Consider the following 17,957-nt stretch of genomic DNA (forward strand, 5'->3'; position numbering starts at 1 on the left):
CAATTAATATAGATTATGGGCGATGCTGAGTTTTACTTAGTATCGCCTGTTTCTTTATCTGGAACAAACTCCATAATATCGCCGGGCTGGCAGTTGAGCAAGGCACATATTTTTTCAATGGTTTTCGTGCCAGTATTCCCGGTGGTCAATATCTGATTAAGCATATTGGGATTGATTCCGTTTTTACGCAGATAAAATTTATTTAGCCCCTTGCTTTCCAGCACGGTGTTAAGCCTTGAAAAAGAGATAGGCAACCCATCACATCCTTTCAAGGTATATTGTACCACACTCAGCGTATCATATCAAATACATTATTCACAAAATAAACGTATTATATTTGTTACAATAAACAGTCGAATCAGCGTATCAAATATGATACAACATAACTATAGAAAGAACGACAACCAAAACACAGGAGGGCATAAAATGGCTATTTTTACATTGACCAACAAACAGGGGTGCTACTTTACCAGCGTGCAGGCAGCCAATTATAAAACCGCTCGCAAAACTTTTAGAGATAAGTTTGGCGGCGGTGGCTGGGTGATCACAGAGTACGACAGTATGGGTAACGTATTGTCTGTTCGCAACGCCACACTTTAAGGGCATACAACGCAGAGTGACGGCCTTCGGGCCGGTAATGCGGCAAGAACGGGTCACAAGCCCCGCTGCCAGAATGGAGGATTTAAAGATGCAGCTATACATTAACGGTCAAACAGCCACAGTCGGTATGAAGGCCCAAACATTCCGGGGAGAGCCGGTAACCCTAATTTCATGGAGTGAGCCCGGCTCCCGATCCGGCGGCAATGGAGGGCGGGTGTATGTTGAAGAAAAAGGCGGTATACGCTGCGAATACTTTCCTTCCGTTATTGGAGGCAAATTCATGACGGAAGAACAAAAGATGGAGGAGAATGAGGCTTTATGACAGCCAGAGAGAGAACGGCCATAGTCAAAGCGTTCCAACATGGCATCACCAAAGCCCGGCAGAGCATCCAATATTGGAAATCATATGAAACAGCCTGCGCTGCCGGTGATTCTATTAATGCCGAAATCAAACAGAGGCAGTCTGACACGGACAGAGGCGAAGCCTACGGGGTAGCGCAGACACTGGCACTGATTGGCGGCTCTAGTGAGATGGTCAAGGCGATATACAAGGAGCTTGGCGAATAGCCCGAAGGTTTTGAGCGGTTTAACCGAAAACCGCATCCCATGCAGACTTCTGGATTCATCTGGACGAATAGTATAAAACACGACTGCATGTAACCGCCCGTTTCTTCCTGGCCCGGGCGGATCACCCACCTTCAGGACAAAACACAGGTTACATTGTAACCACTATCAATCCGGACCAGCTGCGGCCGGCGCTGCACATCCGGCTACACGAAAGGAAAGATGAAATGGAAAAGAAAGAGTTTGCACGCACCGTGCGGATGAAAGAGAGCATTCGCCAGTATGTGGAGCAGCAGCCCGGCGATACTTTCGCTGACAAGTTTGAAAACATGGTGCGGTACTCCATGGAGCGGGAAAAGGAAATAAAAAAAGCTGTCGCTCAGAAAGAGCAGCAGCTCAAGCAGTTAGAGGATCGGATCAACCAGCTGGCCCAGGTGGAGCGAAAGCTCATGATGATTCATCAGGCGGTAGATCGGGCAGTCGAAAATTGTAAAAATATATGATATAGAAGCATAACACTTGCCCCAAACTCCCTTTACAAATCAAGGGCAACATACTAATATAGACCCAGTTGGTTTTCTCCAACTAAGTCTAAAAAAAGAACCCCCACAGTTCGGCCGCTGTTGACACCAGCAACCAGACTTGCGCCTTAGAGATGTAGAAGCATCTGCTAAGACTTGTGAGAGCGTTCATGCTGTGTATTTTAACACAGCTTTGAATATATTGCAAGAGCTTACAGATGTTATCCCGCCTGGCAAAGTGTGGTAATAACTGTGGGCTCTTGTATTTTTGTGTTTAGACGCTCTGTTTTGCGTTTAAATAGATCCAGCATCCAGTCCAACCATTGTTTACAAAACTGGACTGCTGCGTGGGACAGGCTCTGCTTATAAAGCGTTGCTGACCCTCTGGCGCACATTGACAACTGAATCCTACTGACATCCTCGGTACGTTTTTTTACAGCCCTGTGGTGAGCGGGGAAGCGACTTAAGCGAAAGCGCCATGACTGCCTGCACAGATTTCTCTGTGTCAAATTGATTGCATCAAAGGTACGAGCGCCAATTCGGCTTTCAATCGATCCGTGGTGGATCGAATCGCCAAGACCCTGTAAAAAGATAATGATACTTCTCCCCCGATGAGTGGTATGCCATCGGCAACGAGCTGTCTGCCAAACAAAAGATAGAGTATCTGCGACATACGTTAGCCAACGATGCCTGCGGAGCTATGCACCTGAAACCACAGGTGGTCGTTGATGTCAATGCACAAACATTTATATAATAGGGATGGGTGTACTTAGACCTACATCCATTCCTTTTATATATTTGATTGCACTACAATAAAGCCTATTTTCATAGACTTTCTTGCAGTACAATCAAATTTGGTTGCCCGACTAGGATTTGAACCCAGACAAACAGAGTCAGAGTCTGTCGTGCTACCATTACACAATCGGGCAATATATTCATTGTGAACCGGACAGCTTTATCATTATAGCTTGTCAGTAGGGTTTTGTCAACACTTTATCCATAATTTTCTGCAAAGGATTTAAGACATGTGCCAACAGGGTTTTTAGGGGGTTAAAGCAGCAAATTAACTAATGCAAAAGAGAAGTTAAACATGCTATTTGAGACTATAAGAGAATTTTATGTTTTTTCTGGATTCAGCCGTATAATTATGCTATAATTACCGATGCGCAGTAATGGGGGATATATTTATTCTTGGGGTATGAGGTGTGTTCTTGGTAATTTCTGTGGATTTATGTTGGAAATTTCTTGGGCGCGTTTATCTCCGGCAGCGCGGGTAGGTGAGCCATCGGCTAAAGCAGCAGTTTAGGGCCTTCCATCAAGCTTCTAATTTGACTTTTTGTCATCGTTTCTGCAAGGTCGCGAGAACCCTTGCTTTTAGTGATTTTTTCTATAGCTGGAATCCTTTTTTTGGATAGACAAGCTGAGGCAAAATTGTTATAATGACTATGAAAAGTTTTGAATTTGTTGGTTTGGCTTTGAATTTGTTGTTTCTTTCCGGTGCTACATAACAATCACCATTTAAAGGAGAAAACAAAATGAAGATGAAAAAAGCATTGGCCCTCTTTTTGACCTGTGTGTTGTGTCTTTCCGCTTTGGGTGGATGCGGCGGCAGCGGTGCTCCGGCTTCCTCTACTGGCGGAGCTGCTGCCAGTACCCCTGCTGCTGAGGGCGCATCCGAAGGTGCCGCTCCTGCCGGCACAGATGCTTCTAAACTCAAAATCGGCATTGTAACCACCAACAAAATCTCCACCCAGCCTTTCCTGCTTGGCATCAAGGCCGGATTCGAAAAGGCTCAGGCTGAGTATGGCTTTGAGGGCAAGATCATTGAATCCAACGACGTCAATGAAGTGGAAGAAAATGTCCGCTCTTTGGTGGATGATGGCTTTGATCTGGTAATCGGCGGCGAATATGGCGCTGTGGATGCCATCAACAAGCTGGCCCTGGAATACCCCGAGCGCACCTTTGCCATGTTCGATGCCACCTCTGAGGTGGAAAATGTGCGTAACATCGATTTCCACGAGCAGGAAGCCGCTTACCTGATCGGTATGCTGGCTGGTATGGTTTCTGAAACAGGCAAGCTTGGCGCCGTTCATGTGGGCCAGAATCAGAAGTCCTACAACTGGAGATGGGGCTTTGCCGAAGGCGCTGAGTACGGTGCTTCCAAGGTAGGCAAAACAATTGATAAGAGCACCATCCAGTGGGCCTTTGTCGGCAGCTACAATGACCCTGCCAAGGCAAAGGATTTCGCGCTCAACATGTTTAACTCCGGCTGTGATTTCATCAATGGCGCCTGCGCTTTGGGTGAAACCGGCATCATCGAAGCTTCTACCGAAAAAGGCTTCTATACCTCTACACAGGATGTGGATAAGACCGAGCAGGGCGAAAACATCATCACCGGCCAGATCAAGAACACCGACGAGGTTTTCTATCAGTTGGTTGCTGATTACTGCCAGGGTAACTGGTCCAACGAGACCATCTACTACGGCCTGAAGGAAAAAGGCGTTGGTATGCTGTATGTTACCAAAGAGGGCGCCGCTCCCCGCCGCGCTGATGTTTTCACCGATGAAATGGTGAACATTCTCAAGCAGACTGCACAGGAAATTATCGATGGCAAAATTGATATGACTGTGCCGCTGGAGAAATAATAAACGCTTGTATCCATTTCAGAACATGAAGTGAAATTATAAGTATAAAGGCAATACGGCACAGATCAGCATTTGTGCCGTATTTGTTTATACTCATCAGCATTTCAAATTATATACTCACTATAGTTTCAAAACCGTTATGCACTTTTGAAACTTCGGGCTTCGCCCCCAAACACACCTTGCCTGTAGATGAGTATGAAGTGGGTATAGACCGCCTTTGGCGGTTAGCGGCAGGATTGCCGCTGTTTAAAACCACACTGCGGTTTTGAACCTATACAACTATAGCAGTATTTGTAGCAAACATAAGCAGGATTGGTAGATGATGTACAGAACGGAGTGGGCGTATGCAGCTGGAGATGAATCATATAAAAAAAGTGTACGGAACTCTGCTGGCCAACGATGATATCAGCATTTCGGTGAAGGCGGGCGAGGTGCTGGCCATAGTGGGGGAAAACGGAGCGGGAAAAAGCACGCTGATGCGTATCCTTTATGGCATTGAGCAGCCAACCGCCGGTGAGATTACCATCGACGGAAAACGGGTGGATATATCCAGCCCGACACAGGCAATTGCCAATAAGATTGGCATGGTGCAGCAGCATTTTATGCTGTTTTCCAATTTCACCACCACCGAAAACATTATCTATGGCGGTGAACCCCGAAAAGGCTTCGGCGGTCAGGCAGGGAAGGGCCCCTTTTTTGATAAAAAGGGTGCGGAAAAGGTTGTGTGCGATCTTTGTGAGCGGTATAAGCTCTATGTGGATCCAACTCATCGGATGGGCGATTGCACGGTGGGGATACAGCAGCGGGTGGAAATTCTCAAGGTTCTGTATCAGGATGCCCAGCTCATTATTTTTGATGAACCCACAGCGGTTTTAACACCGCAGGAAATCGGCGATTTACTTAAAACAATTCGGGTGCTGGCCGATAGCGGCCGCAGCATTATTCTTATCACACATAAGCTGGCCGAGGTTATGGAGGTTGCAGATCGGGTTGTGGTCCTGCGGGGCGGCAAACAGATCAGCACACTGGATAAAAAAGACACCACCATGGAGGAGCTTTCTTACCTGATGGTAGGCCGCCAGCTGGCCCGGCGGGAGATCACGCCCCCAAACCTTGGCGATGCTGTTTTAGAGCTCAAGGAGCTTTTGGTTAAATCGGAGGATGGCAAGTGCCTTCTGGATCACATTTCCCTCTCGGTTCGCAGTGGGGAAGTGGTAGGCATTGCCGGCGTTTCCGGAAACGGCCAGTCGGAGCTGATACAGGTGATCACCGGCCTTATTTCCGCCGACGGCGGAAAGGTGGAGATCTGCGGAGCCGATATGACCAATAGGCCGGTTCGGGAAATCCGGGAGGGTGGCTGTTCCGTTGTGCCGGAGGATCGTTACCTGTGGGGAACCTCGGGGCAGGCCACTGTTTCTGAAACGGCCCTTATGGGGTATCAGAATCAGGCCACTTATCAGAAAAAGGGTTTCCTCAAGGTGCGCAATGTAGCGGAGCTGACTTGGCAGATGGTTCGGCAGTTCGGCGTTAAGGTAGGCAGTATTCGCCAAAAGGCTTCGGAGCTTTCCGGCGGTAACCTTCAAAAGCTGATTGTTGCCCGGGAAATGACCCACAATTCTCCCTTTTTGCTGGTAGCGGAGCCCACCCGAGGCATTGATGTGGGAGCCATTGAGTTTATACATAAGCAAATCCTCAGCCAGAGAGGTGAAGGCCGGGGAATTCTGCTGATTTCTTCCGAGCTTTCTGAGGTTATGAGCCTTTCTGACCGGATACTGGTTATGTATAATGGCCGTATTCAGGGCGAGGTTTCCCGTGCGGAGGCCACAGAGGAGAAACTAGGTCTGATGATGGCAGGGGGGAAACGCAATGTCTGCTGAAAACAATCGTTCCGGCGCGAAACGCTCGCTCGGGGATATAGCCTTCTGGCTGTTTGAGAAAGCCGGTCAGCCGGTTGTGGCGTTGATTATTGCCTTTTTTGTGGGTGGATTGGCCATTCTGGCCTCGGGAGAAAACCCACTGAAGGTCTATTCCATAATGTTTGAAAAAACCCTGTTTCATCTGCCCGGCATTATGAACACACTGGCACGCTCCACCCCCATTATCATTTGTGCCATGGGTCTTGCCATTGCGTGGCGGGCTAATTACGAAACCATCGGCAGTGAAGGCCAGATGATTCTGGGTGGTATTTCCGCCGCTATCACTGCACTGTATCTTCCCGCACCGGGCATTGTAAGGACTCTGGTAGCTATTGTAGTGGCTATTATAGTGGCAGGTGTCTATTCCATGGCGGCAGGCTTTCTGGATACCCAGTTCCGGGTGCCGCTGGTTATCTGCTCCTTGCTGCTCAACTCCATTGCGGCCTTGTTTGGCTCCTATCTGGTGGGCTTTCCTTTCAAGGATCTTTCCAGCGGTGGTATTGCCATTCAAACGCCTCAGGTGGAGGAGGCAGCCCGTATTCCCAAGATGGTGACCCGCTATGCCCCTCACTGGGGTCTATTGGTGGCCATTCTGCTGGTGGCGGCCACATGGTTCTTTATGAACCGCACCGTTTTCGGCTATGAATCCAAGATGGTTGGGCTTAATTCCAACTTTGCCCGGTATGGAGGTGTACGGCGTACCCGGGTGATGTATGTGACCCTGTTTATCGCTGGGGCCTGTGCGGGCTTGGCCGGTGCTTTTGAGGTTCTGGGTATGCAGTACCGCTTTGTGGATCAGGCGGTGCAGCAGACCAACTACCCGTGGACAGGCTTGATGGCCGTTCTCATCGGCGGATACCGCCCCATTGCCACCGCGCTGATTTCACTGGCGCTGGCCGCAATTCAGTATGCAGGTACGGTTGTTGCCCGTGAAACCAATGTCACACAGGATATCGCCAAAATTATTCAGGCCACCTTGACCCTGTTGGTGGCGGCCAGACTGCTGGCCCGGTATATTGCCACCAAGAAAAGCCAGCGAACTCTGCGCCGCCGGGAGCAGGAACAGGATGGGCTGGCAGCGGTGACAGAAGGGGGCGATGACCATGAATGAGAGCTTTTGGTTTTATCTGGCGATTATCCTGAACAGTACCCTGCGAGGATTGGCACCGATTCTGCTGTGTACACTGGCGGTGGGGCTTTGCGCAAAGGTCAGAGTGTTTAACATTGCCATGGAGGGCACCCTTCTTTTTGGCTGTTTTGGGGCCATTGTGGGCAACTATTGGTTTGAGAATCTCTGGCTGGCTTTGTTGACTGCCATGGCCATGGCCACTGCCTTTTCCCTGCTGGTGGCTACCTTTATCGTACGCTTTAAGGTGCCCCCGCTAGTTACCGGTATTTCGGCCAACATCTGGTCAGCAGGCTTTACCGCTTTTATGGTACCGGTTATTTTCGGCACCACCGGCTTCTATTTTGATCCGGAGATGGAGGCACTGCCCAAGCTGAACATCACCAGCAACAACATGTTTCTGCGGATTTTCTCAGACCTGAATCCCATCGATTTTCTTTCCTTCGGTATCGCTATTCTGATCTATATTATCATGTATAAAACAGTGGTTGGCTTCCGCTTTCGGGCGGTGGGAGAAAATGTGGAGGCGGCGCAGAGCATGGGTACCCATGTGAACCGCTATAAATATGGTGCCTTTATTGCCACCGGCATTCTTTGCGGCATCGCCGGTATGCAGCTCTCTCTGGGGCAGGTGGTGCAGTTCGTGGAGGGCATGTCTGGCGGACGTGGCTTTACCGCTCTGATTGCCTCCAGTTTGGCTGGTGCCCATCCGCTGAAAATTATTGCCTCCAGCTTTCTGTTCGGCTTTGCCAATGCGGCCGGTTCCTTCCTGCTGATGTTCGGCATCAAGGATAAGATCGCCCAGCTGGTGCCATATATCATTACTTTGATCCTGCTCATTGTGGTGGGAATTCGCCAGCGTATCAAACAAAAGAAGGCTTGATTACAGCATACTGACCTTGTACGACATTGTAGCCTGTCTGTGAAAGGCTACAATAAGGCTGTAAAAATAAAAAGAGGCAAAGCAAGCATCCAAACAAGATGGCGTTTTTTGATTAGGAGGTTTTGGTATGGGTAAATTTATGTCATCCACTGGTTTGAGTGAGGAGCAGGGCGCAAAATTTGCGATTCTGCCCGGTGATCCCGGCCGCTGTGAGACCATTGCAAAGTTCTTGGAAAGCCCTCGTTTTGTGGCTTCTAACCGTGAGTTTACCACTTGGGAAGGCAAGATTGACGGTGTAAGGGTGCTGGTGGTTTCCACCGGGATCGGCGGGCCTTCGGCCTCCATTGCGGTGGAGGAGCTGACCCAGATTGGTGTTGAATATTTTATTCGCATTGGCACCACCGGCGGCATGCAGATGCACATTGGTGCCGGGGATGTGATTATTCCCAGCGGTGCAATCCGTCAGGAGGGCACCTCCAAGGAATATGTACCGGTCGAGTTCCCGGCGGTTCCGGATTTTGAGCTGACCCGTGAGCTGGTGGATGCTGCAAAAGCACCGATGAAATACAATTACCATGTGGGCGTGGTGCAGAGCAAGGATTCCTTTATGGGCCAGCATGCCCCTGCCACTATGCCGGCCAGTCAGGAGCTTCTCTATAAATACAACGCTTGGATTGCCGCCAACTGCCTGTGCAGTGAAATGGAATGCGCCGCTGTGTTCACCGTTGCCCAGATTCGCCGGGTGAAGGCTGCTGCCATTCTGCTGTGCATCTGGAACAAGGAACGTGAGAAAGCCGGGATGCCCGCTGAGGTTGTGCGGGATCATACCGATGCTATCCGCATTGTCATGCAGGCTATCCGTTCGGTGATCAACAAAGAAGGCTTCAACCGCCGAAAATAAAGCTTTTATATAATATCCACTGAATAAATGCGCTTTGCGAAGCGCATTTGCAGCCAGAGCAATTTTTGCTGTGGCTGACGCCAAAAACCTTGCACCTAAACAGTTTGAAAACGCTGTCAAAGTATTGCTATTGTCGCATTTTCAAATTGTTCAGTAGGCATTATATAGCAAGAAGAAGGCCCACAGCTTTCAGGTGATTTTGCCTGAGGCTGCGGGCTTTTTATGTTTATGGGCTAATTGCAGAGTGGATGCATGAGGTGTTTCAACAAACATTTGCTCACACTCAGCCTGTGTGGATTTCAGCAGCAGATCAGCCGCTTGGATTAACCTCTGTGCGTCTGTGAGAGCATTGAAGGCCTTGTGGTAGAGCTTTTTGTAGTTTGGCACAATTTCACCGCCTTAGTTTAAATATATTATAAGGTGATATCACTTTGTTGTCAATAATAATTTAGTATTAAGGAAAACATAGACCAAAGGGGATGATCTGTATGCCTTCTAATTTACCGCAATTCACTCTTCGAATCAGCCTGAGCCTGCTGGATAAGCTTCGTTACATTGCCAACCAGAACAGCCGCTCTGCCAATAAAGAGATGGAAATGCTGATCAAAAACCATATTGCTGAGTTTGAAAAGGAGCATGGAGAAATTATTGTAAGATAAAGTAGGAGATATGCAGTTGTAATGATAATTAAATTGTTTGATATGCTGAGCGCACAATAGAAAAGGAGGCAACCCTCGGGTAGCCTCCTTTTTACTATAGTCGGACTTTTAGCAGAGAAATTTATCCGCTATTTTATCTTCCTTCTTGGCAGGACCGTAGGTGCCGTATTCGCCCTCAGCTCCGTTTTTGTAGTAGCGGTCCAGATCATAGGGGGAGAAGATGCCCTTATCGGTGACAACGCCGCTGACCAAATGGGGCGGGGTTGCATCAAAGGTGGGATAATAGCCCTTAACCCCTTCCATGGCGGTGCGCACGCCCATGGCCTCCAGAACATAGCTCTGATCCCGCTCTTCAATGGTAACGGTATCAATGGTGGTGTGGCCCCTGTCGGGTGCACCGGTTGCAAAATAGGGGATACCCATATAATGGGCACAAATGGCGATCTGGAAGGTGCCCACCTTGTTGACCACATAGCCATCCATGCAGATAGCATCGGCGGCGGAGGTGAACACATCCACCTTTTTAGCCTTCATGGTATGAGCAGGCATATTGTCGGTGATGATGGTCACATCATAGCCCATATCATAGGCCACGCTGGCGGTGAGCCGTGCGCCTTGGAAGTAAGGGCGGGTTTCGGGGCAGATGATTTTCAGGTCATAGTTCCGGTTGCGGGCAACCTTGAGCATCTGGCCCACAATGGTTTCACCAAAGCATTGGGTCATGATGGTGCCCTTCTTAGGGAACATATCCACCAGATATTCCGCCATAACGCTGATCTTGGTGTAGCGGCGGTCAAGGCTTTCAACTGTATGCTCTCGGATAGCCAGATCAACGGGCTTTCCAGCGGCAAGAGCCACCTTGGCGGCTTCCAGACAGCCGTAGGTTACAGCCTCCATACGCTGAACGGTGGTGGGGCGGGCGTGGGAAAGGGTATAGGCGGCCTTTTCCATATAGGCAAGGAACTCACCCTCGGTTTTTCCCTTGGCTTCATGGGCGGCCAGAGCCATGCCCATACCGGCGGCGGTGTAAGGGCCAGCACTTTGGGTGACCATATCAGCGATAGCCTTGGCTACCTCCTCATGACGATGGCAGGTGACAAACTCCACCCGCACGGGGTAAATGCGGCGATCCAGAATGCGGACTGCACCGTCCTCATACCAGGCTACATTTTCATATTGGAGCATAAACGCAAGGCCTTTATCTGCTCGTTCCATTCCAGTACCTCCTTGATTTTTCCGATAGAATTACTTTTGGTTGGCGGCCAGCTTTGCCAGAATCACCGGGGGAATGCTCTTGCATTCAAACAGCACCTTTTCCTGATCTATGGTGGTCAGCTCCCCATTTTTATAGAGAACCTTTCCGTCTACCATGGTCATGGCAATGTCACTGGATTGGGCGGAAAACAAAACGTTGGAAAGGGGATCAAATACAGGCTGTAGATGGGGAACTTCCAGATCGTAAAGCACCAAATCAGCCCGGTTGCCTACCTTGATGGAGCCGCAGTCGGCTCGTCCCTGCGCGGCCGCACCATTCAGGCAGGCCATACGCAGGGTGGAGGCCATATCCATAGCCATAGGCTCACGGTGATAGCCTCTCTGCACCATAGCGGCCAGATTGACCTCTTCAAGCCCGTTGAGGTTGTTGTTGGAGGCGGCGCCATCGGTTCCGATAGCCACGTTAATGCCCATCTGGTGCATTTTCCAAGCCGGTGCCACACCGCTGCCCAGCTTCAAATTGCTGGAAGGGCAATGGGTGACGGTAACACCCTTGGCTTTCAAAATTTCCATATCCTTTTCATCAACGGCAACACAGTGGGCGGCGGAGGTAGGCTGATCAAAGAGGCCGAGGCTGTTTAAATACTGGGTGGGGGTCAGGCCGCCGTGACGCTCCTTACAGCCCTCGTGTTCGGAGAAGGTTTCAGAAATGTGGGTATGCACATGGAGGTTATGCTCCCTGGCAAACTCAGCCACTTCCCGCACCAAGCGAGGGGTGGCGGTGTATTCCGCATGGAGGGAGGCATCGCAGATAATGCGGTCATGCCCCAGACCCTTCACATAATCCAGCAGCCAGAGGGTGCTGGGATAGGCCTTGAGGTCTTTGTAGCCCTTGCTGTCATCAAAGGAGGAACAGCCGTGGCTCAGGTTGGCCTTGATGCCGCTTTCTTCCACAGCCGGGCCAATGTGCTCCATAATCATATACATGTCGGTGAAGGAGACAATTCCGCTCTTGAGCATCTCGATAATGCCCAGCAGCGTGCCCCAATACATATCCTTGCCGGTCATTTGATCCTCAAAGGGGAACATTCTTTCATTGAGCCAGCGGTCAAGAGGAAGGCCCTCTCCATAGCCCCGCAGCAGGGTCATAGCGGCATGGCAGTGGTTGTTGTAGAAGCCGGGGAGCAGAAGCTTGCCGCCGCCCTCCACAACCTCGGCCTTGGGGCCAGTGTATTCGGCAAGATTTTGCCCGATCCAAGCCACCTTGCTGCCTTCAACGGCGATGTTTGAATCGGTGACCACCTCAAAGCGGTCATCTACATAGCTGATGTTCCGAAATATCATTTGGAGGCCTCCATTTCCTTGATAATCTCCCGCAGAAGGGCTTTGAACTGCCCGGAGGTCTGGCGGCCTACCTCACTGACCTCGCCGGTGCAGAGTGGCTGATCCAGCACGCCGGTGGCCATGTTGCTGATGAGGGAAAGCCCCAGCAGCTTCATGCCGCAGTGGGCGGCGGTCAAAGCTTCGGTGACAGTGGACATGCCCACCGCATCGGCGCCCATGATGCGCATGGCACGGATTTCGGCGGCGGTTTCAAACTGGGGCCCGGTGGCAAAGAAATAAACGCCTTCTTTAATATCCAGCCCAATGTTGGCGGCGGCCCTTTTGGCGATCTCCCGCAGCCGGGCGGTATACATATCCGAAACATCGAAGAACCGGGGGCCAAGCTCCTCCACATTGGGACCACGCAGGGGGCTTGCACCCGCCAGCTTGATGTGATCGTTGATGATCATAATATCCCCGGGCTTGTAGCCGGTGTTGATGCCCCCGGCGGCGTTTGTGAGGATGGTGGCCTCCACACCCAGCAGCTTAAAGACACGGATGGGGATCACCAGCTGCTCAAAATCATAGCCCTCGTAGAAATGGAACCGCCCGGACATACAGATCACATTTCTTCCGCAGAGCTTGCCCAAAATCAGCTTGCCGGCGTGGGATTTAACGGTGCTCACCAGAAAGTTGGGGATATCCGCATAGTCAATCACAATGGGGTTTTCAATTTCTTCTGCAAGGCTTCCGAGAGCCGAGCCCAGTATAATGGCGATTTCCGGCTTGAAGCCGGTCTTTTCCAGAATGTAATCTGCACTTTTTTTAAAATACTCGTAGTCAAACTGATATTTCATAGGGGCAGCCTCCTTATTTTAATCGATGGGGACATTGATAATGGCATCCAGAGCAATGCTGATTTGATCGTCAATGGCTTTTTTCATGACCGAAGGATCGGGCTTGTAGCCCTCCACGCCAACCAGTTCAAAAGCTTTGGCATCGGCAGCCAGAATAGCACCCGCCTTGACCCCGTGAAGGGAAGAAACCACCAGCAGGCTGGCAACCTCGTTTTCCATAGCCTTTATACCGGCCTTGGCATACAGCTTAACGGTGGATTCCAGCAGGCTGGGATAAAAGAGAGCCTGAGTCAGCACAATGCCCACATGAGTGGAAAGGCCTTTTTCCTTGGCGGAGGCTTCCAGCGCACCGATGACCTCACGGTCACAGATGGCAGGGTAAGAAAGGGGCACCATTTTTTCGGTTACACCCTCTTCACGGCAGGCGGCGGTGGCGATAATTAGAGAACCGGCATCAATGCCATCCTGCATACCGCCGCAGGTGCCCACACGAATGATCACCTTGGCTCCCGCACGCCACATGCTCTCAAAGGTGATAGCGGCACCGCCGCAGCCCACCCCATGGGAGGAAACCGTGACAGGCACACCCTTATGCAGGCCGTTGTAGGTCCAGTATTCACGGTTTTGGGCTAGGCACACCGGGTTTTCCAGTAGCTTGGAGATGCGCTCGGCTCGGGCGGGATCGCCGCAGGTAATCACCCGGGGTGCAATCTCACCGGGGTTAACCTGTAGGCAGGGAAGCTTGTTTTGGCTCATAAAACCATTCCTTTCGCATACATTCAGGCACAAAAACGTTCTGTGCATCAATTGAGATTTTCATCTTGGATATAGAGCCGTTAGCGGTTCAGCATTCTATCCTGCAGCTCCTGAGAAATGAGAACCGGCTGGCCGATGCATTTGGCCATATGGCAAATTTTGGCTGCATCCTCGGTATAAACCGCCCGGATATAGGCTTTTTGCAGGGTTTCACCCACAGCCAGAACGCCGTGATTCTGCATCAGGCAGGCATTGCGATCAGCTAGACTTTTGACTGCGTTGCGGCCCACATCATCGGTGCCGGGGAGAGCAAAGTCAGATACAGGCACATCGCCGCCTAAAAAGTACATCATCTCAATGAGAATCACCGGAACCGGCTGGTTGATAACGGCAAAGCTGGTGGCATAGGGGGAGTGGGTGTGCACCACCGCCCGCAGATGGGGCAGATTCTTATAAATCTGGGCGTGCATCCGCCACTCGGAGGATGGCTTATGAGGGCCTTCCAAAATTTCGCCATCCAGTGTGGTGACCATAATATCCTCCACCGTCATGGTGGAATAATCTACGCTGCTGGGGGTAATGACTAGCTTCTGGTCATCGGTGAGAACGCTGAGATTGCCGCTGGTGCCTGCCATCAGCGCTTCCTTGTAGCAGCGGACAGCCATATCCAAAACTTCCTGCTTTGCTTGTAAAAGAGTCATTGTTTCACCTCATAATGAATTTAATGGGTCTAATCTGCCACGATCAAGCGGGTGGAGTGCTTATCCAGTGCTCTCTGCCAGGGCTTGCTGACCGGGGCATCGGTAATAATACAATCCAGCCCATCCAGAGCCACGATATGATTGGCAGAAACAGCATCAAATTTGGTGTTATCCACCACGAAAAACTTGTTTTGAGAATTGGCCAGCATCCGGGCCCGGATATGAGCTTCACTTTCGTGGTTATCGGTGGCACCGAAGCTCAAATGAAGAGCCGAACAGCTGATAAAGGCCTTGTCCGCATAATAGCCGCCCAAAGCCTCCAAAGCGGCGTGGCCGCAGAAGGAACCGGTGGTTTTGCGCAGAGTACCGCCGATACCGGTGGTTCGGACAAAATCACAGCTCATCAGCTCATTCATGATATCCAGCGAGTTTGTAATCACAGTCACGCTTTTTCGGGTGCTTTTTATTTCCCGGGCAATAAAAAGGGAAGTGGTGCTGCAATCCAGCATAATATTATCCCGGTCTGCAATCAGATGGCTGCAATATTTGGCAATCCGCTTTTTTTCTTCTACCAGAAAACGGCGGCGCAATTCCACCGGAACATCCCTCTCAAAGCCGCCGGCGGATAAGCCCCGCCATGCACCCGGCGAATTCGCTTTTCTTTTTCCAGTTTTTCAAAATCCCGGCGAATAGTTTCCTCGCTGACACCCAGCTGCTTGCTCAGATCGCTGACCATAACACTCCCGTTTTCGGCCAGAATTTGCAAAATCGTGTTAATGCGTTCAATGGCTAGCATGGAATCCTCCCAATCATCAGATTGCAGGCAATCAAGAAAGCGTACATTCCCGATAAAACCTGTTTATTCTTGCTGTGCAGGTTGATATCTGTGTTTTTATGGGTTTGTCTTTCTTTTTCTGTTTTTATAATGAGGCATTTTGAAGGCTTTGTCAATTGCTTTTCATTGTTTTGGTGAAATTGCAGCAAAAAACACAAAGCTTTGAGGTGTAGTGCAAACTTAGTTTGGCTTTTGAAGCGGTTTGAATATTTGATCATTTTGGCAAAACAATCCTAAAAAGGGCAAGTCCTTGCTTTGGTTGATTTTTTGGGCGGATTTTAGTATAATATTCCTCATGTAAGGCTTTCTTGAATAGCCTTCCCTTAAGGAATGTTGAAGAAATGTCTGTTACGATGATTTATGATGCAGGGCACAAATTTTCTTCGACCCTGTGCGAGCAGAAACATAGAAGCGATTATTCTACTATACATAAGGAGGGGAACGCTTGGCTGATAAAAAAACCAAGAAAACGCCCGGCCAAAAACCGGATAAGCCGATCGATCCTGCCTCTGCCGATAAGGTGATACACCCATCCGCCAAAGCTAAAGGTGCCCCCAAAAAGGGCGGAAAAAGCAAAGAGGCTCCCAGACTCAGTCAGGTAACAGTTCGGCGTAAGGTGAAAAAAGAGGCTAAACCAAGCCTTTGGGATTTTACTTTGCTGTTTATCTATAAGAACCTTTATATTTTAGGGGTCACCCTTTTAAGGCGGGGGCTGCGGTATCGCAGGCAGGCCCGGCTTTATTGGTTGCACCAAAAAAATGCTTTTTTCCGGTGGCAGCGGCATACAAAGGCACGGCTGCACCTGCTCAGTGGGCGTTTGAGCCGCCTTGTCACCAGCCCCATTGACAAGCTTCGGGATGCACACAGCCTGATGAAAACAGAGGCGGAGGCCTGCCGTGCCGCCAATCATTCCCCTATGAGGGCTTACAGCAAATTCATTGAATCGGTATGGCACTTTGTCTGGACAATTCTGCGCACGGTTTTCAACCATGTTGCACCGGTGGTGGCGGTGGTGTTTCTCATTACCACTGTTTCCAATACCACAAGCCGCCTGATGGGCTTATCTGTTGAATACAAAGGCGAAATTATCGGATACATTCGCCGGGAGCAGGATTTTACCACGGTAGAGAAGCAGGTTACCAACCGTGTTATTGATACGGGTAACTTTAATCTCAGTTATGAACTGCCTAAGTTTACCTTGCAGGAAGTCAGCGAGGATATGATCACCCCTGCCAAAACCATGGTTGACCGGGTTATCATGGCCTCTGGCGATGCCATTGAGCAAGCCTATGGGCTGTATATCAACAACGTGTTTCAAGGTGCTGTCACCGATAAAGAAACCCTGCTGCAGACATTGGTGGAGATTCGGCAGCAGCATGCCACAGGCCGTTCCGGCGAGCGTATGGAATTTGAAAAGAAGGTCAGTGTTCGTGAAGGGCTTTACCCCACCGCTTCTGTGGTGCCTTTTGAAACCATAGGCGAGCTGATCAATTCCTATGAGGCTCATGAGCAGATTTACCTGGTGCAGGATGGAGATACCCCAACCGGCATTGCTTCTAAAACCGGTGTGCCTTATTCACGGCTTAAGGAAATGAACCCCGGCTTTGGCGATGCCACGATTGTGGTGGGGGATGAGGTACGCATTGCCGTGGCCCGGCCCTTTATGTCGGTCAAGAATATTTACAAAACCACCTACCGGGAAGAATTCGATTACCCGGTGGAGGAAGTGAAATCCAGCACCCATGCCATTGGTTACCGGGAGGTTGCCAAGGAGGGGGTTAGCGGTGTCCGGCAGGTGACAGCTGAAATCACAACCATCAATGGCCTTGAAATTTCCCGGGATATTCTGGAGACAAAGGTTTTGCGGGATGCTGTGGAGGAAAGGGTTATTGTGGGAACCAACAACCCCGCTGCCATTATCAGCAGGGCACCCAGTGTGTCTAACGAGCCGGGCAGCACCGAGGTTTCCAGCTCGGGCTTTATTTGGCCCACCAATGGCGGACGTATCACAGTGGGGCTCAACGGTTACTATGGCCACACCGGCGTGGATATTCCCCGTCCGGTGGGAACACCGGTTTATGCTTCGGCTGCTGGTTATGTCACCGCTGTTAAATACCAGAACTATGCCTATGGTTATCATGTAATGATTGATCACGGCAACGGTTATAGCACCCTTTATGCTCATAACAGCAGCATCAATGTGGAGGTTGGCGACTATGTCAATCAGGGTGATGTAATAGCCGGAGTTGGCCGTACCGGAAACGCCACCGGCAACCATGTTCACTTTGAGGTTCGCTACAAAGGCAAGATTATGAATCCGGTCAACTATATCGGCAATCGTTGAGAAACGGCCGGCAGTGCAATTCATAGCCAAACATCCCCGGGAAGAACCAGTCTGGTTCCTCCCGGGGATGTTTTAAAGTGAAGTTTATACGAATCTTCCATCGAGAAGTCG

Annotated in this window: 20 protein-coding genes and 1 tRNA gene; 11 read left to right on the forward strand and 10 right to left on the reverse strand. The window is 50.2% G+C overall.

Annotation, left to right across the window (positions count from 1 at the left end):
• Positions 1–32 precede the first annotated feature (32 nt).
• Positions 33–254, reverse strand: a complete 222-nt coding sequence (locus U6B65_01415; GenBank protein WRS27814.1) for a helix-turn-helix transcriptional regulator — start codon at positions 252–254, stop codon at positions 33–35.
• A 172-nt stretch (positions 255–426) separates the two neighbouring features.
• Between U6B65_01415 and U6B65_01420 the strand changes: the two genes are divergently transcribed.
• The 4 genes from U6B65_01420 (at position 427) to U6B65_01435 (ending at position 1,667) form a co-directional block, all read left to right on the forward strand.
• Entirely contained in the window at positions 427–600 is a 174-nt protein-coding gene (locus U6B65_01420) for a hypothetical protein (protein ID WRS27815.1), read from the forward strand.
• Between the two features lie 88 nt (positions 601–688).
• The gene (locus tag U6B65_01425; protein WRS27816.1) at positions 689–922 is read left to right on the forward strand and encodes a hypothetical protein; all 234 of its coding nucleotides are present in this window, start codon (positions 689–691) and stop codon (positions 920–922) included.
• Positions 919–1,167, forward strand: a complete 249-nt coding sequence (locus U6B65_01430; protein WRS27817.1) for a hypothetical protein — start codon at positions 919–921, stop codon at positions 1,165–1,167. Before U6B65_01425 ends, U6B65_01430 begins: the two co-directional genes overlap by 4 nt.
• Before the next feature lie 224 nt (positions 1,168–1,391).
• On the forward strand, positions 1,392–1,667 hold the full coding sequence (locus U6B65_01435) for a hypothetical protein (GenBank protein ID WRS27818.1): 276 nt from the start codon (positions 1,392–1,394) through the stop codon (positions 1,665–1,667).
• A gap of 873 nt (positions 1,668–2,540) precedes the next feature.
• On the opposite strand, the gene U6B65_01440 is transcribed toward U6B65_01435, so the two are convergent.
• Positions 2,541–2,614 (reverse strand) — tRNA-Gln (locus U6B65_01440).
• 606 nt (positions 2,615–3,220) lie between these two features.
• Here U6B65_01440 and U6B65_01445 point away from each other — a divergent pair.
• The 5 genes from U6B65_01445 to U6B65_01465 all read left to right on the forward strand — a co-directional run bounded on the left by U6B65_01445 (position 3,221) and on the right by U6B65_01465 (position 9,156).
• Positions 3,221–4,330: a BMP family protein gene (locus U6B65_01445; protein ID WRS27819.1), complete on the forward strand. Its 1,110-nt coding sequence runs from the start codon at positions 3,221–3,223 to the stop codon at positions 4,328–4,330.
• A gap of 344 nt (positions 4,331–4,674) precedes the next feature.
• Positions 4,675–6,207 (forward strand): ABC transporter ATP-binding protein, encoded by a 1,533-nt coding sequence (locus U6B65_01450; GenBank protein ID WRS27820.1) that lies wholly within the window; start codon positions 4,675–4,677, stop codon positions 6,205–6,207.
• Positions 6,197–7,357: an ABC transporter permease gene (locus U6B65_01455; GenBank protein WRS27821.1), complete on the forward strand. Its 1,161-nt coding sequence runs from the start codon at positions 6,197–6,199 to the stop codon at positions 7,355–7,357. The genes U6B65_01450 and U6B65_01455 overlap by 11 nt, the downstream gene beginning before the upstream one ends.
• The gene (locus U6B65_01460) at positions 7,350–8,255 is read left to right on the forward strand and encodes an ABC transporter permease (GenBank protein ID WRS27822.1); all 906 of its coding nucleotides are present in this window, start codon (positions 7,350–7,352) and stop codon (positions 8,253–8,255) included. Before U6B65_01455 ends, U6B65_01460 begins: the two co-directional genes overlap by 8 nt.
• Before the next feature lie 127 nt (positions 8,256–8,382).
• Positions 8,383–9,156, forward strand: a complete 774-nt coding sequence (locus U6B65_01465; protein WRS27823.1) for a nucleoside phosphorylase — start codon at positions 8,383–8,385, stop codon at positions 9,154–9,156.
• A gap of 189 nt (positions 9,157–9,345) precedes the next feature.
• Here U6B65_01465 and U6B65_01470 read toward each other — a convergent pair whose 3' ends face one another.
• A complete protein-coding gene (locus U6B65_01470) occupies positions 9,346–9,543 on the reverse strand; it encodes a hypothetical protein (protein ID WRS27824.1) in 198 nt (65 codons plus the stop codon).
• Between the two features lie 101 nt (positions 9,544–9,644).
• Between U6B65_01470 and U6B65_01475 the strand changes: the two genes are divergently transcribed.
• Positions 9,645–9,815 carry an Arc family DNA-binding protein gene (locus U6B65_01475; GenBank protein WRS27825.1) on the forward strand — a complete coding sequence of 57 codons (171 nt, stop codon included), beginning with the start codon at positions 9,645–9,647 and terminating at the stop codon, positions 9,813–9,815.
• A gap of 108 nt (positions 9,816–9,923) precedes the next feature.
• Here U6B65_01475 and U6B65_01480 read toward each other — a convergent pair whose 3' ends face one another.
• From U6B65_01480 to U6B65_01510, 7 genes are all read right to left on the reverse strand, one after another.
• Positions 9,924–11,030 carry an S-methyl-5-thioribose-1-phosphate isomerase gene (locus tag U6B65_01480; protein ID WRS27826.1) on the reverse strand — a complete coding sequence of 369 codons (1,107 nt, stop codon included), beginning with the start codon at positions 11,028–11,030 and terminating at the stop codon, positions 9,924–9,926.
• Positions 11,031–11,060: 30 nt separating this feature from the next.
• Positions 11,061–12,374: an amidohydrolase gene (locus U6B65_01485; protein WRS27827.1), complete on the reverse strand. Its 1,314-nt coding sequence runs from the start codon at positions 12,372–12,374 to the stop codon at positions 11,061–11,063.
• Positions 12,371–13,210 carry a purine-nucleoside phosphorylase gene (locus tag U6B65_01490; protein ID WRS27828.1) on the reverse strand — a complete coding sequence of 280 codons (840 nt, stop codon included), beginning with the start codon at positions 13,208–13,210 and terminating at the stop codon, positions 12,371–12,373. Before U6B65_01490 ends, U6B65_01485 begins: the two co-directional genes overlap by 4 nt.
• A gap of 18 nt (positions 13,211–13,228) precedes the next feature.
• Positions 13,229–13,966, reverse strand: a complete 738-nt coding sequence (locus U6B65_01495; protein ID WRS27829.1) for a nucleoside phosphorylase — start codon at positions 13,964–13,966, stop codon at positions 13,229–13,231.
• 80 nt (positions 13,967–14,046) lie between these two features.
• Positions 14,047–14,667 (reverse strand): class II aldolase/adducin family protein, encoded by a 621-nt coding sequence (locus tag U6B65_01500; protein WRS27830.1) that lies wholly within the window; start codon positions 14,665–14,667, stop codon positions 14,047–14,049.
• 29 nt (positions 14,668–14,696) lie between these two features.
• On the reverse strand, positions 14,697–15,263 hold the full coding sequence (locus U6B65_01505) for a DeoR/GlpR family DNA-binding transcription regulator (GenBank protein ID WRS27831.1): 567 nt from the start codon (positions 15,261–15,263) through the stop codon (positions 14,697–14,699).
• Positions 15,236–15,463, reverse strand: coding sequence for a DeoR family transcriptional regulator (locus U6B65_01510; protein ID WRS27832.1), 228 nt, complete (start codon positions 15,461–15,463; stop codon positions 15,236–15,238). The genes U6B65_01505 and U6B65_01510 overlap by 28 nt, the downstream gene beginning before the upstream one ends.
• 484 nt (positions 15,464–15,947) lie before the next feature.
• On the opposite strand from U6B65_01510, the gene U6B65_01515 reads away from it, so the two are divergent.
• Complete coding sequence (locus tag U6B65_01515) at positions 15,948–17,846, forward strand: M23 family metallopeptidase (protein ID WRS27833.1); 1,899 nt, start codon at positions 15,948–15,950, stop codon at positions 17,844–17,846.
• Positions 17,847–17,957: the final 111 nt, after the last annotated feature.

The organism is Oscillospiraceae bacterium MB08-C2-2 (assembly GCA_035621215.1).
Taxonomy (GTDB): domain Bacteria; phylum Bacillota; class Clostridia; order Oscillospirales; family Ruminococcaceae; genus WRAV01.